This window comes from Gordonia sp. CPCC 205515 (assembly GCF_048537925.1).
Classification (GTDB): Bacteria; Actinomycetota; Actinomycetes; order Mycobacteriales; family Mycobacteriaceae; genus Gordonia.
The window spans coordinates 386,354-408,574 of the sequence record NZ_JBCLVJ010000004.1; the positions used below are offsets into that span (position 1 = coordinate 386,354).

The window sequence follows — 22,221 nt, forward strand, 5'->3', positions numbered from 1 at the left end:
CACTAGTGCGTGCCGATACTTCCTGGCGAGGATCAGCGCGCGTCGTCGGTGACGGGTCGACCGGGCGACTCCGGCTCGTCGTGCCGGCGCCGGATACCCGATGCGACGACTGCTTGCGGATTACCGCTGGGTGCCGCCCGGACGACCGGATGGCCGATCACGGCGCGTCGTCGCAGTCGTCCCTGGCGAATTCCCATCGTGGCTCCATCGGTTGTCGGATGGTATGAGCATGCCGTTCGGACAGTGGCGATGTCGTCACCCGTCGAGGGTGAACCGGGGAATGGTGGCGGCACGGTGAATTTCCGGTGGCAGGAACGTGAATTCAGCCTGTGGCAGAACCCTGATGACCGGCCGATCGCGGACTAAGATGCTTCTGGGCCGCGTCTGTCGGCCGCTCGGGATCGTGAGGTGAGGGTGGAGAACAAGTTCGCCCACGTGGTGCACCGTGGACGACCGGCCCTCCCGCCGGGGTTCATCCGGCGCCGCCGTGTCGACGATGCGCTCACCCGCGGCGCCGACGGTCCGGTGACAGTGGTGTGCGCCGGGCCCGGCTACGGCAAGACCCTGGCGGTCGCCGGCTGGGCCGACCGCGCGGACGACGACCGATCCGTGGTGTGGATCGTCGCCGACTCGAGCGCCACCACGCGAACGTTCTGGTCGTCGGTGCTCGGTGCGCTGGCGCCGGACACGGCTCTTCCACCCGACCACCCGTTGCGCGAGTTGGCCCCGAGCGGGGAGTTCGGAGCCATCGAGGTCCGCCGCATCATTGATGGCCTCTGGGACCTGACCCGCCCGCTGACCGTGGTGATCGACGACTTCCACCTGTTCGACAACTCGGAACTGCTCGATTCGATCGACGGGTTCATCGAGCATCGACCGGCCGGGGTGAGCCTGATCGCGATCTCGCGCACACAACCCGCGCTCCGACTCGGACGCCTGCGTATGTCGGGTGACCTCACCGAGATCGACGCCGGGCTGCTCGCGTTCACCCGCGACGAGATCGCTGAGTTCTGCACCAAGTCCGGCGTGGCCGTCGCCCCCGACGATCTGGACCTGATCGAGGAGCGCACCGAAGGGTGGCCGGCCGGATTGCGCCTGCTCCTGCTGGGCATCGACGACGACGACCTGCGTGACGGGCTGCGGCGACTCGGTGGACAACAGCGCCCCGTCGCCGCCTACCTGCTCGAGGAGGTGCTCGAGCGGATCTCGCCGAGCGACCGCCGGTTCCTCCTGACGTCCAGTGTCGTCGACCCGGTGTGCGGGGATCTCGCGCGTGCCCTGACGGGGCGGCCCGACAGCTGGCGCGTGCTCGACGACCTGGTCGCCACGAACTCGTTGACCGTCCGACTGTCCGACCGGCCGGACTGGTATCGCTATCACCCGCTACTGCGCGAACTGCTGCAGGACCGACTGCGTGCCGAGAGCCCGGACAGCGCGGCCGAGCTGCATCGAAAAGCCGCCGAGTGGTTCATCGACTCCGGGGATGCCATCGGCGCCCTCGTCCACCTGGCGTCGGCCGGGGACTGGGACCGGATGCTGCGCATGCTCGCCTTCACCGCGCTGCCGATGATCCTCTCGCCGCGCGCACCCGAGTTGGCCGCCGCCCTCATTCCGGCGGAGGCCCACAACGCGCGGCATCCCACGGCCGCGACCCTGCTCATCACCGCGATCGCCGAGTTCCACCGGCATGACTTCACCGCGATGGATCGGTGTGCGAGGGACGCCGAGGCACTCCTGGAGTCAGCTGACGCCGCCGACACGACGGCCGCGCGGGTCGTGATCGCGCTCATCCGGATGGTGCGCTCACGGGTCTCGGGACTCGCCGAACTCGTGGATTGCTGTGCCGCGGTGTCGCAGCTGATCGACGGCCTGCCCCGGCAGAGTGTGCCCGCGGCCGCGGGGCTGTTGCTGATGGCCGAGAACAACCGGGCGATCGGGCTGGTGCATCGCGGTGATCTGACGCTGGCCGAGCCGGAACTGGAGAAGGTACGACAACGTGCCGAGAGCGTCGGGATGAGTCTCATGTCGCTGGCGGCCACGTCGTATCTGGCGGTCGTCGACATGATTCACGGACGGCTGCCCGACGTCGCGCGGCGCGTGGACGAAATCCTCGATCTCGCTGCACGACGGGGCTGGTCGCGGGAGCCGCAGATCATGGTGCTCTACGCGGCGGCGGCGTGGATGCACTTCGAGCGCAACGAACTCGACGAGGCGTCCGAGCGGATCGCGCAGGGGCGCAGTGCGGGGGTCGCACACTCGGATGCCGGTGCCTGGCTGATGATGGAGGTCGTGGCGGTGCGGGTTGCGGCGGTGCGCCGGGACTCCTATGCCGCCCACGCGGCGGGTTCCGCGCTGATGGCCCTGATCGACCAGAATCGCACGCTGCCACCGCTGCTCGATGCGTGGGCGCGGGTGGCGCTGGCCGAGGTGGAGATGCTCGACGGCCGAATCCCTGAGATTCCACCACCGGAGGACGACGACCCGTCGGGGAGTGCGTCGGGGGTCCTGCGGGTGCTCCGTGCCCGGGTGAGCCTCGCCGCCGGACGCCCCGCCGAGGTGTTGGAGATCCTGGGTGCGTCGAGCCGTTTCGCGCCCTATCGGGTGCTGTCGATCAAGGCTGCGCTGTTATCGGCGGTGGCCGCCCACCAGTTGCGCCGCGACGCGCTGGCGATCGAACGGATCGACGAAGCGGTACGGTTGGCCGCACCGGTCGGTGCGGTGCGGGCGTTTCTCGTCGGCGGCCCAGCGGTGCCCACGTTGCTGACCCGGCGTCAGCACGTCAGCGATTCCGACCGTGAGTTCGTCGCCAAAGTGCTTGCCGCCTGCGGTGACCCGCTCCCCGAGCTCTCGGCGGACCAGCCGGTCGTCGATGATCTCCTCACCGAACGGGAGCTCGTGGTGCTCCGCTATCTGCCGACGATGTACAAGGCGGCCGAGATCGCGGCGGACCTGTTCGTGTCGGTCAACACCGTCAAAACCCATCAGCAGTCGATCTATCGCAAACTCGGGGTCTCGACGCGCCGCGAGGCGGTCGATCGGGCGCGGGAGCGCAAGCTGTTGTAGGGCCGGGGAGGGGGTTTCGACACGGTCGGCTCCTTCGTCGCCGGCCTGCTCAACCGGCGGAGGGGTCGGGATCGCGGGTGGGGTCAGTTGGCGGGGGAGCGCTCATCGGCCTCGAGGGTCGCGACGATGGCCTGCTGGGGGATGCGGCCCTGCGCCACCACCTGTGCGCCGGCGTCCTGGGCCGCGCGGGTGAAGGGCAAGGCACACAGGTACTCCCACACGATCACGGCCGCGCAGCGACCGGGTTCGATCGCGGCGGCGAGGTTCTCGACATCTTCGAGGGCAAGAATCTCGGCGAGCGAATCGTGCAGGATGCCGAGCCGGTCGCCGTCGAACTCCTCGAATTCGGACACCTCGATCGACCCCGACGCGGTCCGCGACACGACCAGGAGGTCGAGGACGCGCACCAGGCCGCTCTCCACCAGGGAGATGATCTCCCCGCTCAGTCGGTCGGTGAAAATATCTGCCGGAGTGGAGAATTCGATGACGACGTAATCGATGGGACCCAGGGTTGCACCGTTGCGCACGTGCGCCTCCTCGCCGTCGGCTGTATCGATCAGTGTCGTCGCGCGCCGGGATCGGTGTCGTCACCCGGAAAGGATGATCAACCGGGATTTCACACGCAAAGGGTGAGTCGTCACCGACGAAATGTGGAAGGCTGGGTGCATGACCGAACAGACATCAGACGAACTGGTCGTCGGACCAGTCGACTACATCGTGGTTGAGTTCGCCAAGGATCGTGAGCTCGACGGGACAGCGTTTCCGCTGTTGGTCGATCTCGTCGACCGCGGCATCATTCGGGTTCTCGACCTCGAATTCGTGCGCAAGGACGACGATGGCAGCGTGGTCGGCGTGGAGATCGCCGAGCTGGGCTTCGGTGGCGATCTGGACGTTGCGCTGTTCGCCGAGGCGGCCACCGGACTCCTCGACGCCCCGGATATCGAGGAGGTGGGATCGGTCCTCGAGCCGGGGACCGTGGCTGCCGTTCTCGTGTACGAAAACCATTGGGCCGCGCCATTCGCCACCGCGCTGCGGCGGAATGGGGCGGAGCTGGTCGCGTCCGGCCGGATCGCCGCCGAAGATGTACTCGCCGCACTCGACGCGGCCGAAGGAAAGTGAGGTCACCATGCCCGGATTGATTCGTGCCGCTGCCCGTACCGCTGTGATCGCGGGTACCGCGACGTCGGTCTCCAACCGTGTCGCCCGCCGCCAGGGCAACCGCTGGGCACAGAAGGAGGCCGCCCAGCAGGCCCAGTTCGAGCAGCAGATGGCCGCCTCGCAACCGCAGTACGCGCCGCCGCCGCAGCAGCAATACGCGCCGCCGCCCCCGGCCGCTCCCGCCGGCGGCGAGGATCGCATCGCGCAATTGCAGCAGCTCGCCGATCTGAAGGCGCAAGGAATTCTCAGCGAGCAGGAGTTCGCCGCGGAGAAGGCACGGATCCTCGGGTCGTGACCGCGGATCTGGCGGCCGCTGTTGGGCAGCGGCCGCAGACGTCGCTGGCCGACCTCGCTGATGTCGGCGAGGAATCGGGCCGTGATCCCGTTGGACTCCTGGTCGGCCAGGGGGAATCCCGGGTACAGGACCTGTTGCCGGTGCGGCACGGCCGGATGTCATTGAATGCGTTCTCGTTCTATCGCGGTGCGGCGCTCGTGATGGCTGATGACCTGTCACGCACGCCGCACTCGGGGCTGATCGTCCAGTTGTGCGGTGACGCGCACCTGAGCAACTTCGGGTTCTTCGCCACCCCGGAACGTCAACTCGCCTTCGATGTCAACGACTTCGATGAGACCTACCCGGGTCCGTTCGAATGGGATGTGAAGCGACTCGTCGCGAGCCTGGCGGTGGCGGCCGACGACAACGGTTGCACGCCGAAGGTGGGTAAGCGCATCGCTCGGGCCTGCGCCGCCGAGTACCGCGCGACGATCGCGAACCAGGCACAGGTGGGCACCCTCGCCACGTGGTACAGCCATCTCACCCCCACCAGCGAACTCACCGCCATACGGAAACTGGTGGACAACGCCACCACCAAGATCCTGCGCAAGGAGATGAAGAAGGCGTGGGGTCGGAACAGCCTGCAGGCGTTGAGCAAACTGACCACCACCGACGCCGACGGTGAGGTGCGGTTCGTCAACACACCGCCGCTGATCGTTCCCGTCGAAGAACTGGTCAGCGACATGACCTCCGAGCAGATCGTCGAGGACATGAGTCGCCGGCTCGCCCAGTTCCGTGAGTCGATGGAGGCACCGCACCGCGTACTCGTGGACAAGTTCGAGTTCGTGCGGATGGCGCGGAAGGTCGTCGGCGTCGGCAGCGTCGGATCCCGTGCGTGGGTTCTGTTGATGCGCAGCAAGATCGACGGCACCCCACTGCTGCTACAGGCCAAGGAAGCGCAACACTCGGTGCTGGACCGGTATCTCCAGGGGCCCGCGTACAGCAACCAGGGTGAACGAGTTGTGTTCGGCCAGCGCCTCACTCAGGCGGTCAGCGACGTGTTCCTCGGCTGGCAGGGTGCCACCGGGTTCGACGGTGTCCACCGTGACTTCTACGTCCGGCAACTCCGTGACGCCAAGGGGTCGGTGGTGATCGGCACACTGGACCCGAAGGGACTCGAGGTCTATGGGCGCATCTGCGGCCGCGTGCTGGCGTTCGGTCACGCCCGATCCGGCGACCCCGTCGCCATCTCCCGCTATCTGGGGGACACCGACGAATTCGACCGTGCGATGGGCAGATTCGCGCTTTCCTACAGCGAGCGGACCATCCGCGACCACCAGGCGTTCGTCGAGGCGATCGACCGCGGTGACCTCGCCTCTACTCCCGGGATCTGAATCGTTTGAACGCATTTCGTGGCTCCATCGGCGGATAGATCAGGGTCAATGCCGATGCGAGCGTGAAATAGCTTCGGAGGATACGGAATCCGAGATAGATCGGTATGTGTCGGATCGAACTCGGCCGCCAGATCAGACACACCACCACGGTCATGATCATTGACATGCCGAGCATGGTGGCGACGATGGGCTGCCACCGCATCGCGGTGAACGTGGACTGGAAGAAGATCAGGCAGATCGCGGCGTAGAGCAACAGCGGCGCCAGCATTGCCCGCCGCGCCGCGTTGACCAGGTTGAACGGAAGTACGAAGGTACCCACCATGGTCTGCCCGTCGAACAGCATCGCGCGATTGCGGGCGGTGAGGTGATAGATGCTGCGGAACCAGCGGGTGCGCTGCTCGCGCAGGTGTTCATAGAACGCGGGTGTTTCGCTGTAGTACACCGCATTTGGGTCGGCGACACTCTTGTACCCGGCCGCGGTCAGGCGCATACAGATGTCGGTGTCCTCGCCATTCATGCCCTGCACCATGCCGCCCACCTCGAGCAGCTGGCTGCGGCGGTAGATGGCGAACATCCCGGGGATGCCCATCACGGCGTCGTAGCCGTCGAGCGACACCTGGAAGAAGCCGTGCCGCATGTAGACCTCGACGAGTCGGGCCTTGTCCATCCAGGTCTTCTCCTCGGCGGGCATGGGGATGCCGCCGACGCAGCCGACGTTCGGTTCGGCGAAGTGGCGCATGGCATTTTCCAGGCAACCGGGACCGATCACCGTGTCGGCGTCGATCCGCACGACATATTCCTCGGTGATGTTGTCGATGCCCATGTTGAGCGCGATCGCCTTGCCGGGGGTCGGGCAGTCGAGCACCACACCGGTGATGTGTTTGCAGGCCGCGATGGTCTCGGTGGCGACTTCGTAGGTGTTGTCGGTGGATGCGTTGTTGACGACGTAGAGCTTGATCTTTCCCGGGTAGGTGGAGGCGCCTTCGTCGACGGATTGGATCGTGGCGGCGATACTGTGTGCTTCATTGTGCGCCGGAACGAGAATGGCTGCGGGCGGTGAGTATTCGACGTCCTGTGCGCGTTTGAGGGTGCGGTAGCCGAACCCGAAGGTGGTGACCGCGAGGATCTGCTGCATGAGGAACACGCCGGCGCCGATGCCGCCGAGGATCGCCCAGTTCTTCAGGGTCTCGACGAGGTTGTAGAACACCTGGATGGCCAGGGCCGCACCGACCATCGCCACAGTGAGGCAGAAGGCCCATTTCAAGAAGGACGGCAACGGGATTCGCGCCGGTTTGGCGGGAAGTGGTCCCTGCTCGGGAAGTTGGGCCTGCCGCAGGACGGTGTGCGGGAAGATGGCCAAGGCCATGAGGCCGGAGATCATCTGACCCGCGAACACCGAGATCGAGGCGATGCCTTGCGCGTGCAGCCAGCCGAAGATGAAGTCGATCACCACGCAGAACACGTAGTACTTGCCCAGCAGCGATCCGATGACGAACAGTCGGCGCCAGATATTCGAGTAGCACAGCAGGCCGTAGGTGAAGAAGAACAGCGAGATGAACATCCGGAGCGGGAACTCGACGTTGCCGCGGCCCTCGGAGAACAGCACCAGATCGTGTGGCGCGTCGGCCCATCCGGTATGTGCCAGAAACGCCCGCACGCACATCACCAGGATCGACAGCCCGGCGAAGGTGATGATGAAACCGTTGGTGCCGCTTGCCGGTCGGTCCACCGCATAGTCGGCGGGCGCGCTGTCCACCGAGCGGAAATGGTCGGCGACACCTCCGTCCGCGGTGGTGTCTGCGCTGTGTGTCTGATCACTCATCGGGTCGTCCTATCGAGCGGAGGTGCCAACGGTGCCATCGGCATTCACGGCGAAACTGCCCTGTGCGGTCACCACTTGCGCGACCTCGGTGCCGAAGTCCGGCAGCGTCGAATCGCCGATGCCGCCGACGTAGTCGATCGCCAGACCCGGCGCACGCGTCGCGCCGGTCGCGGTGGACACCACCAACCCGTTCTGGAAGGCCGGGATGTTCAGTGTCCGCCCATCCGGTTCCGACAGGATCCGTCCGTCGCGGATGGCGACCGGGGTGGTCACCGTTGGGCTGTCGCCGACGAGGATGAACGGCTTGCCGGCCGCCGGCTGCTGATTCCACGCAAACGGCGGATCATACTGCGCGGGAACGAACTCGGTGAGGGTCGGGACGATCGCGTTGAGCTGCTGGATCGGGTCGGCATCGGTATTCGGCAGGTACACGCTCACGCCGGACGCCATCGCGCGGGCGGCGGCAGTGAAGCCCGCGCCCGGATCGGTGCCGAGGACGAGTTGACTGCCGGGTTGCAACTGCATCGGATACGGCGTGATCCGCACGTCGCAGCCGCCGAGATCCCGGTCGCGTTGCACGCTCAGCGTTACCGTGTTGTCCAGCAACGCATTCTGGGCCGGGAGTGGGATCGACGTCTTGCCGCCGGTGGTGTTCAGATTGCGGCTGGCCGCCAGGGTGCCGTTGAGGTCGACGTTGAGGAGCCAGCGGATGTCGTCGGGTGAGGCGGGAAGTGCGATGTCGACGTCGACGGCGGCAGGGATACGGCCGCCGGGCAGATCGGTCAGGGAGTAGTTGATCCGCCAGCGTTTCGTCTCGGTGATCTGGCCCGACGACATGTCGGCGCCCAGCGACGCGAGCGGGACACGGTCGCCGGTGACGGTCGGGCTGGTGACGGCGCTCGGATCGCTCGACGCCGAATCCGCAGTGGCGACGGTCGGATCGGTGAGGAACGAGGAGATCAGGGTGCCGTCGGGTTCGGTGACCCCGAGGACCGGCGTGTTGTTCGCCGTGCCGACGGCCACGCCGTTGCCCATGTCCTGGGTGGTGGTCCAGCCGGTCTGGGACTTGAGGGTGTCGGCCGGGCCGAGCAGGATCGCATTGTCGATGTCGGCATCGGGCAGGTGATCGGCGAAGACGACCTCGTGGCCGGCTCGGGTCAGGGACATGCCCATCTGCGCGGCGGTCGACCGCCAGGTGTTGCCGCGGTCGGTGAGCACGACGGTGACCTGACGGTCCCAGGACGCGACGGCGTCGCGGATGGTGTGGACCGGTTCGGCCAGCGCCGCCTCGACCAGGCTGTCGGGGGCGAGATGGACGGCGATGCCGGCCGAGTGGTCGGTTGTGCAGTGCTGGTTGTCGCGGGTGCCCGACGCGGTGACCTGAACACGCACCTGGCCGTCCGAGGCGATCTGGTCAGGGATGGCATAGAAGCTGTCGATGTCGTGCTGACCGGTGGGCAGCTCAGTCTTGGAGACTTCCTGGCCGTCCATCTTGACCGACAGGAAGATGGTGCTGTCGGTGGGAACCTGGGACGATCCGACCAGGTGCAGCCGGGTGTGGGATCGGGCGGAATCGGCGGGGAGCGCCACAAGATAGCTCGCTGACGGCGAATCGTCGGTGAGCCATAACCCGTCCGGCTGCCCGGACGCGGCAAGGGTCTTGGTGAAGTGCCGCTCCGGGGGGACGTGGATGCTGTCGTCGCCGGCATCCCGGGTGAACCACGAGGGGCGGGCAAGGATGAAGGCAAACAGCACGACGACCGCGAGGCCGAGCACGGCCCACGCGGATTTCGGTACGTTACGGCCGTGTTCGGCGCGGAAGTACTCCTTCTTCGCCGGCTTGTCGCTCATGGCGTTGGTCTCCCGCACTCTGCGTCGGCACTTCCGGTCTTCGCCAGCCCGATCAGGCTCAGGCCCAGCGTCTCGCAGCGCGCCACCACCCCGAACATCTGCGGATCGTCCTCGACACTGCAGGTGAAGACGGTCTCACCGCGGTGCACTTCGCTCGTCACCGGGTGGAAAGTGGCCAGCAACTCCGGGCTGAGCTCGCCATCGATCCGGAACTCGTACAGATCAGTCATACGCATTGCCTCGTCAATCCCCGACTCGATCACCTGCCCACTATGGTTGTTGATGGGTTTGCCTGCTCGCGTCACGAAATCAGGGTGAGATTCACTCGTCTTGGTCGTTGCCACGAAATGAGGTCGAGGTTGTCGGGAGGCCGGGGTCGAATGGTTGGTGGGCGGGTGTCCACCGGTCCGCTCGCACGCAACGTCGTCTATCGTCGACGGCTCTTCGACCGGCTCGACGAGGCTGCCGATGTCCCCATCGTGCTCGTCTCGGCACCGGCCGGCTACGGGAAATCCCTGGCAGTGGCGTCGTGGCTGGACGACCGTGGCATCGATGATGTCGCCTGGGTGAGCCTCGGACAGACCCGCGGGCCTCGCCGCTCACTGTGGACGCTGCTCCTCGAAGGTGTCGCGGAGATCGCGACCGATCGTGACATCGAGAACGTGCGAGTGCTTGCGCAGAGTGCGTCGAGCGATGTCGCGGCACGACTACGGTCGTGGATTCTGGCTCACCCGCGCGAAGTGGTGCTCGTTCTCGACGACCTACAGGACTGCCGGGATGCGGAGACCCACGGCGAATTGGTCGAGTTCATCCTCTCGGTGAGCGAGAATCTGCATGTCGTCGTGGTCTCGCGGCACGATCCTCCGTGGCCACTGCATCAACTGCGGCTCGACGGGCTGCTGACCGACATCCGCACCGACGCGATTCGCTTCGACAGCGCGGAGGTCACCGACCTGGCCCGAAGCCTCGGCGTCGAATTGTCCTCGGATCAGGCCGACCTGCTCGTCACCCGAACGCAGGGCTGGGCGGCCGGACTGCGCCTGGCCCTGCTCGGCATGCAACACGCGGCCGATCCGCAGGAGTTCGTCACGACACTGTCCGGCCGCACCGGCTACATCGCGGACTACCTGATGCGGGAGGTGTTCGACGGGCTGCCCCGCGAATGGCAGGACTTCCTCACCCGGGTCAGCATCGTCGACGACGTGTGTCCCGAACTCGCCGAAGCGCTCGGCGGCGGCCCGGACAGCGGAGACATCCTCGCCGACCTGGCCGAACTGAACGCATTCGTCTACGAACTGGGCCACCGGCGTCGCCGGTACCGTCTCCATCCGCTGCTGCTCGACTTCCTCCGATCCCGGATCACCGACCGGGCCGAGCAGACCCGGCTGCATCGGCTCGCCGCCGAATGGTACGGGATGCAGGGGCAGCCGATGGCCGCACTCGGCCACGCATTGGATGCGGGTGACTGGTCGCGGGCCGGTGGGCTCGTCGGCACGCATGTCGTCAGCTGGACCGTCTGCCAATCGCCCGCGGAACTTGCGAGGATGCTCGACGACGTGCCGCGCGAGGCGGTGCTGACGCATCCCGGTCTGGCGATCGGGGCGGCCGCGGCCCGGGGGATGTCGGGCCGATCCGATGGCGTCGCCGAATTGGTGGCGGCGGCACGTGCCCAACTCCACCGGGTCGAGGGTCGCCGCCGACGTCGCTACGAACTCGTGTTGGGCGTCATCGAGGCCGGTGACCAGCGATGGGTCGGTGACATCGTCGCGATGCGCAGCGCGTTCGGGCAGCTGCCGCACGATTCGGGAGCGCTGTCGTCGGTGGGCCTCGCGGACTGGCCCGCGTTGCAGGCCCTCATCCTCGGCAACCTGGGCGTCAGTGAACTGTGGTCGTTGGACAGTGGTTGTGCGCGTGCCCATCTGGAAGCGGCCGCGCTGACCGACGTGGGTCACCGTGTCCTGCGTCCGGTGATCAATGCCCAGGCCCATCTGGCGTACCTGCGGTGGGAGTGCGGCGAATTGTCCGAGGCCGCAAAGATGGCACGCCGCACGGTGCGCGTGGTGGAGGAAGCGGGGTCGCCCGGCATGGTGCAGGTGACCGCCGCCTACCTCGCACTGGCCGGGGTGGCGCTCGAGCGGGACGATCAAGACGCTGCGCAAGCCTGGCTGGTTCGGGCCGAGGAGACCAATCGCGAGCCGCACACGACGTTCGCGATGGATCTCATGCGGGCCCGTCTGGCATTCGCGCAGGGCGACCCGGTCGCGGCCGCGACGATCGTCCAGCAGGCGACGACCAGCGTCGACGTCGTGCCCGTGCCCGACGGACTGCAGCACCGTGCCGCCTATCTCCATGACTCCATCGTCAAGGTCGCCGGCGGACAACCGACGTGCGCCGAGCACGAGGACTCGTTGCGCGCACGTCTGCGGTCGCACCTGACGCTGGCCACCTGTGTCGAGGCGGAGCACGGCCGCCGGCTGGAGGCGCTGGAGTCGGCGCTGGCACTGGCGGCGCCTCAGGAGTTGCGCCGGCCGTTTCTCGACGCGACCCCGGTGTTGCGCCCGCTCTTGACCGATCGAATCGAAAAGGGTTCGGCACATGCGGATTTCGCAGCCGATCTGATGATGCGCACCACCACGACCACCGGCGCCCCCGATCCGCAGCACGGTCTGTTCGAGTCGCTCACCGAGCGCGAGATGGGTGTGCTCGCCTACCTTGCCGGGTCGTTGACGACGGCGGAGATCGCCGACGAGCTATTCATTTCGGTCAACACCGTGAAGACCCATCAGCGGTCGGTCTACCAGAAACTCGGCGCCAACAGCCGGCGCGAGGCGGTGACCAGGGCCCGGGACCTCGGCCTGATGTGAGGGGCCCTGATGTGAGAGCGCCGATCAGCCGGACGTCTGTCGTCCGCCGACGGTGTGTACGACGATCACCTGCGGATCCCAGGGCACCAGATCGTCGACCGCGGACTGCAGATTCGCGATCGGCGGCAACTTCTCGGGGCCCAGGATGTTGATGGTCACCTTGTCGCCACTCCAACCGACGCTCGTCACCTCCGCGTCCTGCGCCCCACCGGCCGCAAGCCACGACGTGGTGGCGTCGGCGATTTGCCGGGACCACAACGACGACAACGAGTTCAGCACCATCGGTATGGCGACGACGACCAACGCGATTGCCAGGATCAGGTACGCGCGAGTGTCTCGTCGTCGGGACGGCGGCGCGTCCTCGAGCGCCTCGCGGTTGTAGCCGCCGATGGTCATCACCGCGACGCCCGTGATGACCATGGCAATCACGTTGGAGGCGAACAAGATGAACGCCCCCAGGGCGAGTGAGGGTGCCCCCGAACCGAGACACACCCCCACCACGCCCAGGGGCGGGACCAGGGAAATCGCGATCGCGACGCCCGGCAGCACGTCGCCGACATCGCGGCGGGTGATTGCGACGGCACCGGCCAGTCCGGTCGCCAGCGCGGCCAGCAGGTCTACCAGCGTGGGTGAGGTCCGGCCCAGGACCTGCGAATTGGACAGCACGTTCACGGGATTCGGCAAGAGTTGCGCGATCACCACGCCGAGGAGGGTGACCAGCACGATGCCCGCGGCCACCAGACCGACACTCTTGAGGATCAGAGCGCCCCGACCGCTCACGATGCCCAGCCCGATTCCGAGGATCGGGGTCGACAGTGGCGCCACGATCATCGCGCCGATGACCGTCGCGGTGCTGTCGGCCACCACCCCGGACACCGCGATGACGCCCGACAGCACGAGCATGATCCAGAACGCAGACCGTTTGGCCCTCGCGTCGCCGACACCGAGGTCGAGCCGGTCGGTGATCTCGTCCAGGGTGCGTCGCTGCGAGTCCGGGATCAGGATCGACATCTGTTGGCTCCGTTCGTCATCCAGGACTGCCTCTCGGATGAACGACCGTATCAGGGAGTGACGATGGCGAAGTCGGGATCCGGATTGTCCAGATGTCCGGCCAGTTCGCCGAACTTGCCGACGTCGCCGTCGGCGCTGATGCTGCCGTCCGAGATTGCCTGTGGCACATCGAGCCCCGCGAGTAGGATGCCCATCAGCACCGGCTTGGTCAGCGTGAAGGTGGCATCGGCGGCTGCGGCCCCATCCGGTACGTCGAAGTGGATGAGCACGCCGTTGCGTAGTTCGGTGCGATGATGCCGGTCCTCGTCGGTGATCTTCCAGTCCAGGGTGATGTGGGCATCCCAGCTTGCCGGGCCGTCCACCCGCAAGGAGACCGCGTCGAAGAGTTGATCGACCGACAGTGCGGCGACGATGTCCGGTGCGGCGGTGTTGGTCGGCGTGCCGACCGGACCGTTACGTAGTTCGTAGGCACCCATCAGATAGAAGTTGCGCCATGTCCCGTTCTCGCAGCCGTACCCGAGTTGTTCGTAGGTGTTGGCCAGCAACTCTTTTGCCTCGGCATTGCTGGGGTCGGCGAAGACCACGTAGTTCACCACGGTTGCGGTCCAGCGGAAGTCGCCCTCGTCGAACGTCTTTCGCGCCTTCTCGAGCACGGCGTCGGCGCCGCCCATGAAGTCGACGTGTCGCTTGGCGGACTCCACGGGAGGGTGCTCCCAGAGGTGGGCGGGCACACCGTCGAACCAGCCCATATAGCGCTGGTAGATGGCCTTCACGTTGTGGGACACCGAGCCGTAATAGCCGTGGGTGTGCCATACGTTCTCCAGGGCCGGCGGTAACTGGATATCCTCGGCGATCTCGAGTCCGGTCTTACCCTGATTGAGGGCGCGCAGCGTCTGGTCGTGCAGGTAGCCGTACAGATCACGTTGCTGCGCAAGGAATTCGGTGAGTTCGTCGGTGCCCCAGGTTGGCCAATGGTGGGAGGCGAACAGCACATCGGATTTCGCGGCGAACAGGGTGATCGCCTCGGTCAGATACTTCGACCACACGTGCGGGTCGCGGACCAGCGCGCCACGCAGCGTGAGCAGGTTGTGCAGAGTGTGAGTTGCGTTCTCCGCCATGCACAATGCGCGCAGCTGCGGAAAGTGGAAATTCATCTCAGCCGGGGCCTCGGTGCCCGGAGTCATCTGGAAGACGATCTCGACGCCATCGACGGTCTCGGTGTGTCCGGTCTCGGAAATGGTGATCGTCGGATTGATCAGTGTAGCCGTGCCGGTCGACGTCGTCTGACCGAGGCCGGCGCCGATCGAACCCTGCGGCCCGGAGGGCAGCGCAGCGCCGTACATGAACGCCGCTCGTCGACCCATCGCGGTGCCGGCATAGACGTTCTCCGCGACGGCGTGCTCCACCATCCCGGCCGGTGCGATGATCGAGCACTTACCCGCGTCGACCTGGTCCTGGGTGGTGACGCCCTTGACGCCGCCGAAGTGATCGATGTGGGAGTGGGTGTAGATCACCGAGACGACGGGCTTGTCACCCCGATGCTTGCGGTACAACTCGAGGCCGGCAGCTGCGGTCTCCTGTGAGATCAGCGGATCGATGACGATGACACCGGTATCGCCCTCGATGATGGTCATGTTCGACAGGTCGAGCCCGCGGACCTGGTAGATCCGGTCGGTGACCTCGTACAACCCGTGTTTGGCGACCAAGCCTGATTGGCGCCAGAGACTCGGATTTGCCGTCGGTGGACAGTTGTCGGTGAGGAAATCGAACTCGGCACAATTCCACACCGGGTCACCGCCCGCATTGGTCACCACCGGAGACTCGAGGGCGGCGATGAAGCCCTTGTCGGTGGCGGCAAGATCGCGTTCGTCGCTGAACGGGAGAGCGGACACAGCGTCGTCGTTGCTCTTCACGATGGCCTGGCTGGCATCGAGCGGGGTGGTCATGTTCTCAGAGCACCTTTCACATCAAGGTTGGGGCAGGACACTCATGGTCAAGCCTGGTAGCGGTGTACATTCCGCGCATCACCCGCCGAGGGTGACGTCGGCGTCAGTGCGGCTGCTGCGACAGCCAGTCCTGCGCCCGGGCATAGGCGACATCGAGTGCGGAGAAGATGTGGTCGTCGGCGGGCACGATGTTGTCGTCGCCGATGAGGTCGGTCAGGCCGGCGCGGCGCAGGGTGTTGAGCAACTCGGGTGACACTCCGGCGATCATCAGCCGACCGCTGCGCTTCTGAAACTTCTCGACCCGTGTGCGCAGCAGTTTCATCAGGGTTGCCGATGGCACGTCGGGCAGGGTGCGGACGCTGAGGATCAGCACCGGGTGGTGTGCGTCGTCGTCGACCGTCGGCCACTGGTCATCCAGCCGCGGTACCTCGGCGAACAGGGCGACGCCGGAGTGATGCAGGACGGTGATGTCGTCGGAGGGGATCGATGCCGGCACCGCCACGACCCGCCACTCGTCACCGTCGGGTTCGAGCGCGACGAGGCGGGCGGCCCGCGCGGCCTGTACGCAGTAGAGCACCAGCGAGAGTGCGGCGCCGAACAGGATGGCGTCCTGCAGGGGGAACTGGGTGGTGGCGATGAAGGTCGCGACGAGGGCGACGGCGCTCAGCGGTGCGGTCTTGAACACGAGTTTGATGTCCGGCCAGCGGCCCATGATCAGCTCGCCCCCGATGACCAGCAGCAGTCCGCCGATCACCGGCATCGGGATGATCTCCGCGACCGACCCGACGAGGAGCACCAGCAGGACGAGCCACAGGCCGGCGAAGATACCCGCCCAGCGGGTCTTCGCGCCCGCGGAGACCGCGACACCGGTGCGGGAGAGGGAACCGCCGGTGGCCAGCGAACCGAAGAAACCGCCGACGATGTTGGCCGCACCCTGCGCGGTGAAATCGCCCGACGCATTGGATCGGCTGCCGTCGGGGTTGGGCACCGACGCCGAGATACCGGCGGCCTGCGCGAGTCCGACCAGCGCGATCGCAAATGCACCGAGCAGCAGATCGGGCGCCGCGGTGAGGTCCGGCATGGTGAACGGCGGCAGCGATCGGGGCACCGAAGCGATGTCGCCGACGGTCTCGACGTCGGTGTGCAGCACGGCGACGACGACCGTCACCACGGCCAACGCGAGCAGTGTGGCGAGCGAGGCCACCTTCTTGACCATCCGGAACACCGCCCATACGGCGACGGTGGCGACCGCCACGATCACCGCCGACAGCTTCCACTCACCGATGTGGGCGAAGCAGTCGACGAATTTCATCAGGGTGTTGTGGGCGGTCGGCTTGTAGGCGGTGATGTCCTTGAGCGTGCCCGCAACGATCTGCACCGCGATACCGACGGTGAAGCCGGTCATCACCGAACTCGACACGAAGTTCATCGCGGCACCGAACTTGAGGACGCCGAACAGCAGCATGACGATGCCGACCAGCACCGTGAGCATCGCGAGATTGCCCATGTTCGTCGGATCGAGACCGGCCTTGGACAGCACGCTCTGCGAGGACAGGGCGATGGCGCTCGTCAGGGTCGTCACCATCAGGACGGTGCGTGCGAACACCGACCCGATGAGCGTGGCGAACATCCCGGAGTACAGACCGCTGACCGGGTTGAAGCCGCCGATGCTGGCATACGCCATGCCCTCGGGGATGGAGAACAATGCGGTGACGAACCCGGAGATGACATCGCTGGGGGTGGGTCGGGATGCCTTGGCGCCCGACGCGGGTTTGAATCGATCAAGTACCGACATGTGGTGCCCCTCCCGTATGCGGTCGTTCACTCCTCCGCCGATTACAGTCCCCCGAGGCTCTTGCCGATCAGCATGACACCGATGACCACGAACAGGACGGCCATCACCGCATGATTGTGGGCCTGTAGCCACTCTTTGAGGTTTTCCAGCGGAACTCGCAGCCGGTCCGCGGCGACCAGATAGCCGATGACGGGGATCAGCACGGTGATCGCCGCGAGCAGCGCGAAGATCAGTACGCAGACGGCGGTCTGTCCCGCCGGCAGCGCACCGGCACCGATCGCGACACCGGCGCCGATGCACATCATCAGGTTCTTGGGGTTGATCGCGGCGAGTGCGAAGCCGATACCGATGGCGGCCAACGGTTTCATCGTGTCGATCGCCGCCATCCACTTCGGTGCCGAGGTGTCCTCGCGGCCGCGCCACTGACGTACGCCGAGGAGTAGCAGCAGGACACCGAGGACGAGCTTGATCCACGACACTCCGGAGGACCCGGCGGTGTCGTCCACCGCGCCGCCGACGAGCACGAAGATGACGGTGGCGATGACGATGCCGGCCAACCAGCCGACCGCGAACGCGATGCTCGTCGCACGTGCGTTCTTCGCCAAGAGCATCAGGATCGCGGCGATGATGGGGATCGGGGAGATCGCGACACCGACGGCGAGCGGCAGCAGGTCGCCTATCACGGATCCCATCGAGCAGTCCTTCCCTTGTCCGGTGTCGGCGTCCATGATCGCCGGGCCGGGCCCGGACGGCATCACCCTCCGAGGGTGACGACACCCTGGTGAGACCCGCGAAGCATGGTGGTGCGGGCGCCGGTGGTCGCGTCTGCACGCGGATTTCAGCAGACCGATTCGGATACGACACGCAGAGGTTGACACATGAACGCACCCAAGCCGCCCACGGACACGATTGTCGCGCAGCAACGCGAACTACTGAATAAACTTCCGTTTTCCGACCGGCGAGACTTCGACGACGCGACGCGCGGCCTGATCGCCCGTCGCGAACCCAACGCGGTGAAGGCCGACGACGGGACCGTGCTCTGGGACAACGACACCTATTCGTTTCTCGATGGCGAGGCACCGGATTCGGTGAATCCGAGTCTGTGGCGGCAGTCGCAGCTCGCGTCGGTCGCCGGATTGTTCGAGGTCGTCCCGGGCATCTACCAGGTGCGCGGGATGGATCTGTCGAACACGTCGTTCATCGAGGGCGACGACGGTGTGATCGTCATCGATACGTTGCTCTCGGCGGAGACGGGCAAGGCTGCACTCGACCTCTACCGGGAGCATCGCGGCGACCGTCCGGTCAAGGCCGTCATCTACACCCACTCACACGCCGACCATTTCGGCGGCGTGCGCGGATTCGTGTCGGACGAGGACGTCAGCAGCGGAAAGGTGCGGATCTTCGCGCCGGAGGGCTTCCTCGAGCATGCGGTCTCGGAGAACGTCTACGCCGGCACCGCGATGAACCGTCGCGCCGGCTACATGTACGGCGCCGCCTTGGCGCGCGGACCGCAAGGGCAGGTCGGAGCCGGACTCGGCCAGACGTTGTCGATCGGTACGGTCACCCTGCTACCGCCCACCGACATCATCACCACGACCGGGCATGAAGAGACCGTCGATGGGGTGCGCATCGTGTTCCAGATGGCACCCGACACCGAAGCGCCGTCGGAGTTCCTGGTCTATCTGCCGGATTTCAAGGCGTTGTGCGCGGCCGAGGACGCCACCCACACCTTCCACAACCTGCTCACTCTCCGCGGTGCGGTGGTTCGCGATCCGCACGGCTGGGCGAAGTACCTGACCGAGACGGTCGATCTGTTCGGAGGTGAGGTCGAAGCGGTCTTCGCGTCGCATCACTGGCCGATGTGGGGCAATGAGCGGGTCGTCGAGTTCCTGTCGACCCAGCGCGATCTGTACGCCTACGTGCACGATCAGACGCTGCGTCTGATGAACAAAGGACTGACCGGACCGGAGATCGCCGAGGCGATCGAACTGCCGAAATCGCTGGAGAACGCGTGGAACGCGCGCGGCTACTACGGGTCGGTGAGCCACAACGTCAAGGCCATCTACCAGCGGTATCTGGGCTGGTTCGACGGCAATCCGGCCAGCCTGTGGGAGCACACACCGGTCGAACAGTCCAAGCGCTACGTCGAGTTCATGGGCGGCGCGGACGCGGTCGTCGCCAAGGCGCGCGAGTCCTTCGATGCCGGGGACTTCCGGTGGGTGGCGCAGGTGGTCAACCACGTGGTGTTCGCCCAACCCGACCACTCGGAGGCCAAAGAGTTGCTTGCCGACACCTATGAGCAGCTCGGATATGGTGCAGAAAACGGCACCTGGCGAAGCTTCTACCTGTCCGGCGCCACCGAGTTGCGAGACGGCCAGTTCGGGACGCCGACCGAGACCACGTCCCCGGACGTCATCGGCCAGCTGAGTCCGTCGATGCTGTTCGACGCGATCGCCATCCAGGTCAACGGACCGAAGGCGTGGGGCGAGAAGCTGTCCATCGATGTCGTGTTGACCGACAACGACGATCGGTATCGGCTGCGGCTGGCCAACGGCGTGCTGACCTACACGGACCGGGCACAGGACGGAGATGCCGACGCGACCATCACGACGACCAAGACCGCGTTGCCCGCGCTCGCGCTCGGGCAGTTGACCGCGGAGGCGTTGGGCAAGGCCGGCATCGAATTGAGCGGTGACGCTTCGGCGTTGGCGCGGTTGGGTGCGGTGCTCGATCCGGGCGACAAGAACTTCGCCATCGTCACCCCGGACTGATCACCCCGGGAATGCACATAGGCCGGGACCCGGCAGCGAGGATCGCCCGCTGCGGAAGGGTCCCGGCCCATGCCGTGTCACGATGACCGCAGGGGTTGCCTGCGCATCGTGAGGTTTATTCGGTGGTGTGGTTTCGACCAGCGTCGGGCTCGCTTCGCTCGCTCGTCGCGCTCAACCAGCGAGCGGTTACGGCGCCCAGGTGCGGGGTGCGGCGCCGGCCTCGGCGTCTTCCGCCGGAGCCGCGACCCGATGGGCGCGATTCACCGCGGAGACGACGGCCCGCAGGCTGGCGGTGGTGATCGACGACGCGACACCCACACCCCAGACGGTTTCGCCGTTGATCTGCGCCTCGACGTACGACGCGGCGTTGGCGTCGTCGCCTGCGGTCATGGCGTGCTCGCTGTAGTCGAGGATGCGGACGTCGAAGCCGACGGTCGAGAGTGCATCGACGAAGGCGGCCAGCGGTCCGTTGCCGGAACCGGAGATCTCCTTCTCCACGCCGTCGACCTTCACGACGACGCTGATCTGGTCCTCACCGCCGTCCTCCTCGGCCGCGTCGACCTTCTGCCGCATGCGTTCGAGCGGCCGGATCGGGAACAGGTACTCGTCGGCGAAGACGTCCCACATCTCCTTCGGCGACACCTCGCCGCCCTCACCGTCGGTGATCTTCTGGATCTCGCGGCTGAACTCGATCTGCAGGCGCCGCGGCAGGTTCATGCCGTGGTCGGCCTTCATGATGTAGGCGACGCCGCCCTTGCCGGACTGGCTGTTGACGCGGATCACGGCCTCGTAGTTGCGGCCGACATCCTTCGGGTCGATCGGCAGGTACGGCACCTGCCACAGGATGTCGTCGATGTCCGAATCATCTTCGTCCGCATCGATTTTCATTTGGTCCAGGCCCTTGTTGATGGCGTCCTGGTGGCTGCCGGAGAAGGCGGTGTAGACCAGGTCGCCGCCGTACGGGTGGCGCTCGGGGACGTTGAGCTGGTTGCAGTATTCGACGGTGCGACGGATCTCGTCGATGTCGGAGAAGGAGATCTGCGGGTCGACGCCGCGGCTGAACAGATTCATGCCCAGGGTCACCAGGCACACGTTGCCGGTGCGCTCACCGTTGCCGAACAGGCAGCCCTCGATGCGGTCGGCGCCGGCCTGATAACCCAATTCGGCTGCGGCGACGGCGGTTCCGCGGTCGTTGTGCGGATGCAGGCTCAGGATGACCGAGTCGCGGCGGGCCAGGTTGCGGTGCATCCACTCGATGGAGTCGGCGTAGACGTTGGGGGTGGCCATCTCGACGGTTGCCGGCAGGTTCAGGATCATCGGGTTTTCCGGTGTGGGAGCGATGATCTCGGTGACCGCATCGCACACCTCCTTGGCATACGACAGTTCGGTGCCGGTGTAGGACTCGGGCGAATACTCGTAGCGCCACTGGGTATCCGGGTACTTCTGCTGTTCGGCGACGACCTTGTGGGCGGCGTCGGTCGCGATCTTGGTGATGGCGGCCTTGTCGGCGCGGAACACCACACGACGCTGCAGGACCGAGGTCGAGTTGTAGAAGTGGACGATGACCTTGTTGGCGCCGCGGCAGGCGTCGAAGGTGCGCTCGATCAGTTCGTCGCGGCACTGGGTCAGCACCTGGATGGTGACGTCGTCGGGGATGGCGTCGTCCTCGATGATCTCGCGGACGAAGTCGTAGTCGGTCTGGCTGGCCGAGGGGAATCCGACCTCGATCTCCTTGTAGCCCATGCGGACCAGCAGATCGAACATGCGTCGCTTGCGCGCCGGACTCATCGGGTCGATCAGCGCCTGGTTGCCGTCACGCAGGTCCACCGCGCACCACATCGGTGCAGAGGTGATGACCTTGTCGGGCCAGGTGCGGTCGGGTACGGATACGTTCTCGACCTCGTCGGCGAACTGGCGGTAGCGGTGCACCGGCATGGCCGAATTACGTTGCGGATTCCAGGCGGGCTGGCCTGCGGGGATGGGTCCGGACGGCTCGACGATGCGACTGCCGCCCGAGGTGAAAGTGTCTGCTGCTGCCATTTGAGGTCAATCTCCAGTGATCGAAAGGAAAGTGACCGGCGCATAAAAAGGCCCGCGACGGAGGGCCGGTCGAATCAGACCCCGCCGCGGCAACCGAGAAGGAGCGCGCGCTGCATGCGCAGGACTCTACTCCGACTCGGTGCTGAGGCCAAATGGCACGACGCTGGTGAGCTCGCGAACGACGGAGCACCGGTACACCCCCCTTTGGGGGGTGTCGGTCTTGTCGTAAATG

Annotated in this window: 16 protein-coding genes; 6 read left to right on the top strand and 10 right to left on the bottom strand. The window is 66.2% G+C overall.

The genetic code is table 11. The features are described from left to right. Positions 1-32: 32 nt before the first annotated feature. Positions 33-197 carry a hypothetical protein gene (locus AAFP30_RS07065; RefSeq protein WP_419229156.1) on the bottom strand — a complete coding sequence of 55 codons (165 nt, stop codon included), beginning with the start codon at positions 195-197 and terminating at the stop codon, positions 33-35. A gap of 217 nt (positions 198-414) precedes the next feature. Between AAFP30_RS07065 and AAFP30_RS07070 the strand changes: the two genes are divergently transcribed. Next, a complete protein-coding gene (locus tag AAFP30_RS07070) occupies positions 415-3,063 on the top strand; it encodes a LuxR C-terminal-related transcriptional regulator (protein ID WP_419229157.1) in 2,649 nt (882 codons plus the stop codon). Positions 3,064-3,146: 83 nt separating this feature from the next. Here the strand turns inward: AAFP30_RS07070 and AAFP30_RS07075 are convergent, their stop codons facing one another. Then, on the bottom strand, positions 3,147-3,590 hold the full coding sequence (locus AAFP30_RS07075; RefSeq protein ID WP_419229158.1) for a DUF6325 family protein: 444 nt from the start codon (positions 3,588-3,590) through the stop codon (positions 3,147-3,149). Between the two features lie 139 nt (positions 3,591-3,729). Between AAFP30_RS07075 and AAFP30_RS07080 the strand changes: the two genes are divergently transcribed. The 3 genes from AAFP30_RS07080 to AAFP30_RS07090 are packed head-to-tail and all read left to right on the top strand — an operon-like array spanning position 3,730 to position 5,889. Beyond that, positions 3,730-4,182: a DUF6325 family protein gene (locus tag AAFP30_RS07080; RefSeq protein ID WP_419229159.1), complete on the top strand. Its 453-nt coding sequence runs from the start codon at positions 3,730-3,732 to the stop codon at positions 4,180-4,182. Positions 4,183-4,189: 7 nt separating this feature from the next. After that, entirely contained in the window at positions 4,190-4,516 is a 327-nt protein-coding gene (locus tag AAFP30_RS07085) for an SHOCT domain-containing protein (RefSeq protein WP_419229160.1), read from the top strand. Then, positions 4,513-5,889 carry a DUF2252 domain-containing protein gene (locus AAFP30_RS07090; protein WP_419229161.1) on the top strand — a complete coding sequence of 459 codons (1,377 nt, stop codon included), beginning with the start codon at positions 4,513-4,515 and terminating at the stop codon, positions 5,887-5,889. Before AAFP30_RS07085 ends, AAFP30_RS07090 begins: the two co-directional genes overlap by 4 nt. Here the strand turns inward: AAFP30_RS07090 and AAFP30_RS07095 are convergent. From AAFP30_RS07095 to AAFP30_RS07105, 3 genes are read right to left on the bottom strand one after another with little or no spacing between them, the layout of a single operon-like run. Then, entirely contained in the window at positions 5,873-7,711 is a 1,839-nt protein-coding gene (locus AAFP30_RS07095; RefSeq protein ID WP_419229162.1) for a glycosyltransferase, read from the bottom strand. The genes AAFP30_RS07090 and AAFP30_RS07095 overlap by 17 nt on opposite strands. A 9-nt stretch (positions 7,712-7,720) precedes the next feature. Further along, on the bottom strand, positions 7,721-9,562 hold the full coding sequence (locus AAFP30_RS07100; protein WP_419229163.1) for a hypothetical protein: 1,842 nt from the start codon (positions 9,560-9,562) through the stop codon (positions 7,721-7,723). Further along, entirely contained in the window at positions 9,559-9,906 is a 348-nt protein-coding gene (locus AAFP30_RS07105; RefSeq protein ID WP_419229164.1) for a hypothetical protein, read from the bottom strand. Before AAFP30_RS07105 ends, AAFP30_RS07100 begins: the two co-directional genes overlap by 4 nt. A 51-nt stretch (positions 9,907-9,957) precedes the next feature. Between AAFP30_RS07105 and AAFP30_RS07110 the strand changes: the two genes are divergently transcribed. Then, positions 9,958-12,426, top strand: coding sequence for a LuxR C-terminal-related transcriptional regulator (locus AAFP30_RS07110; RefSeq protein WP_419229165.1), 2,469 nt, complete (start codon positions 9,958-9,960; stop codon positions 12,424-12,426). A 24-nt stretch (positions 12,427-12,450) separates the two neighbouring features. On the opposite strand, the gene AAFP30_RS07115 is transcribed toward AAFP30_RS07110, so the two are convergent. The 4 genes from AAFP30_RS07115 to AAFP30_RS07130 form a co-directional block, all read right to left on the bottom strand. Then, positions 12,451-13,437, bottom strand: a complete 987-nt coding sequence (locus AAFP30_RS07115) for a TIGR00341 family protein (protein WP_419229166.1) — start codon at positions 13,435-13,437, stop codon at positions 12,451-12,453. Positions 13,438-13,487: 50 nt separating this feature from the next. Beyond that, entirely contained in the window at positions 13,488-15,383 is a 1,896-nt protein-coding gene (locus AAFP30_RS07120) for an alkyl/aryl-sulfatase (RefSeq protein ID WP_419229167.1), read from the bottom strand. Between the two features lie 103 nt (positions 15,384-15,486). Beyond that, positions 15,487-17,178 (bottom strand): SulP family inorganic anion transporter, encoded by a 1,692-nt coding sequence (locus AAFP30_RS07125; protein WP_419229168.1) that lies wholly within the window; start codon positions 17,176-17,178, stop codon positions 15,487-15,489. 41 nt (positions 17,179-17,219) lie between these two features. After that, complete coding sequence (locus AAFP30_RS07130) at positions 17,220-17,870, bottom strand: GAP family protein (RefSeq protein WP_419229169.1); 651 nt, start codon at positions 17,868-17,870, stop codon at positions 17,220-17,222. A gap of 186 nt (positions 17,871-18,056) precedes the next feature. On the opposite strand from AAFP30_RS07130, the gene AAFP30_RS07135 reads away from it, so the two are divergent. Then, the gene (locus AAFP30_RS07135) at positions 18,057-19,949 is read left to right on the top strand and encodes an alkyl/aryl-sulfatase (protein ID WP_419229170.1); all 1,893 of its coding nucleotides are present in this window, start codon (positions 18,057-18,059) and stop codon (positions 19,947-19,949) included. A gap of 186 nt (positions 19,950-20,135) precedes the next feature. Here the strand turns inward: AAFP30_RS07135 and leuA are convergent, their stop codons facing one another. Then, positions 20,136-21,989: a 2-isopropylmalate synthase gene (leuA, locus tag AAFP30_RS07140; RefSeq protein WP_419229171.1), complete on the bottom strand. Its 1,854-nt coding sequence runs from the start codon at positions 21,987-21,989 to the stop codon at positions 20,136-20,138. Positions 21,990-22,221: the final 232 nt, after the last annotated feature.

Coding starts and splice junctions, on each gene's coding strand:
- AAFP30_RS07065 (WP_419229156.1), bottom strand. CDS start 197: ATGGGAATTCGCCAGGGACGACTGCGACGACGCGCCGTGATCGGCCAT.
- AAFP30_RS07080 (WP_419229159.1), top strand. CDS start 3,730: ATGACCGAACAGACATCAGACGAACTGGTCGTCGGACCAGTCGACTAC.
- AAFP30_RS07085 (WP_419229160.1), top strand. CDS start 4,190: ATGCCCGGATTGATTCGTGCCGCTGCCCGTACCGCTGTGATCGCGGGT.
- AAFP30_RS07095 (WP_419229162.1), bottom strand. CDS start 7,711: ATGAGTGATCAGACACACAGCGCAGACACCACCGCGGACGGAGGTGTC.
- AAFP30_RS07100 (WP_419229163.1), bottom strand. CDS start 9,562: ATGAGCGACAAGCCGGCGAAGAAGGAGTACTTCCGCGCCGAACACGGC.
- AAFP30_RS07115 (WP_419229166.1), bottom strand. CDS start 13,437: ATGTCGATCCTGATCCCGGACTCGCAGCGACGCACCCTGGACGAGATC.
- AAFP30_RS07120 (WP_419229167.1), bottom strand. CDS start 15,383: ATGACCACCCCGCTCGATGCCAGCCAGGCCATCGTGAAGAGCAACGAC.
- AAFP30_RS07125 (WP_419229168.1), bottom strand. CDS start 17,178: ATGTCGGTACTTGATCGATTCAAACCCGCGTCGGGCGCCAAGGCATCC.
- AAFP30_RS07130 (WP_419229169.1), bottom strand. CDS start 17,870: ATGGGATCCGTGATAGGCGACCTGCTGCCGCTCGCCGTCGGTGTCGCG.
- AAFP30_RS07135 (WP_419229170.1), top strand. CDS start 18,057: ATGAACGCACCCAAGCCGCCCACGGACACGATTGTCGCGCAGCAACGC.
- leuA (WP_419229171.1), bottom strand. CDS start 21,989: ATGGCAGCAGCAGACACTTTCACCTCGGGCGGCAGTCGCATCGTCGAG.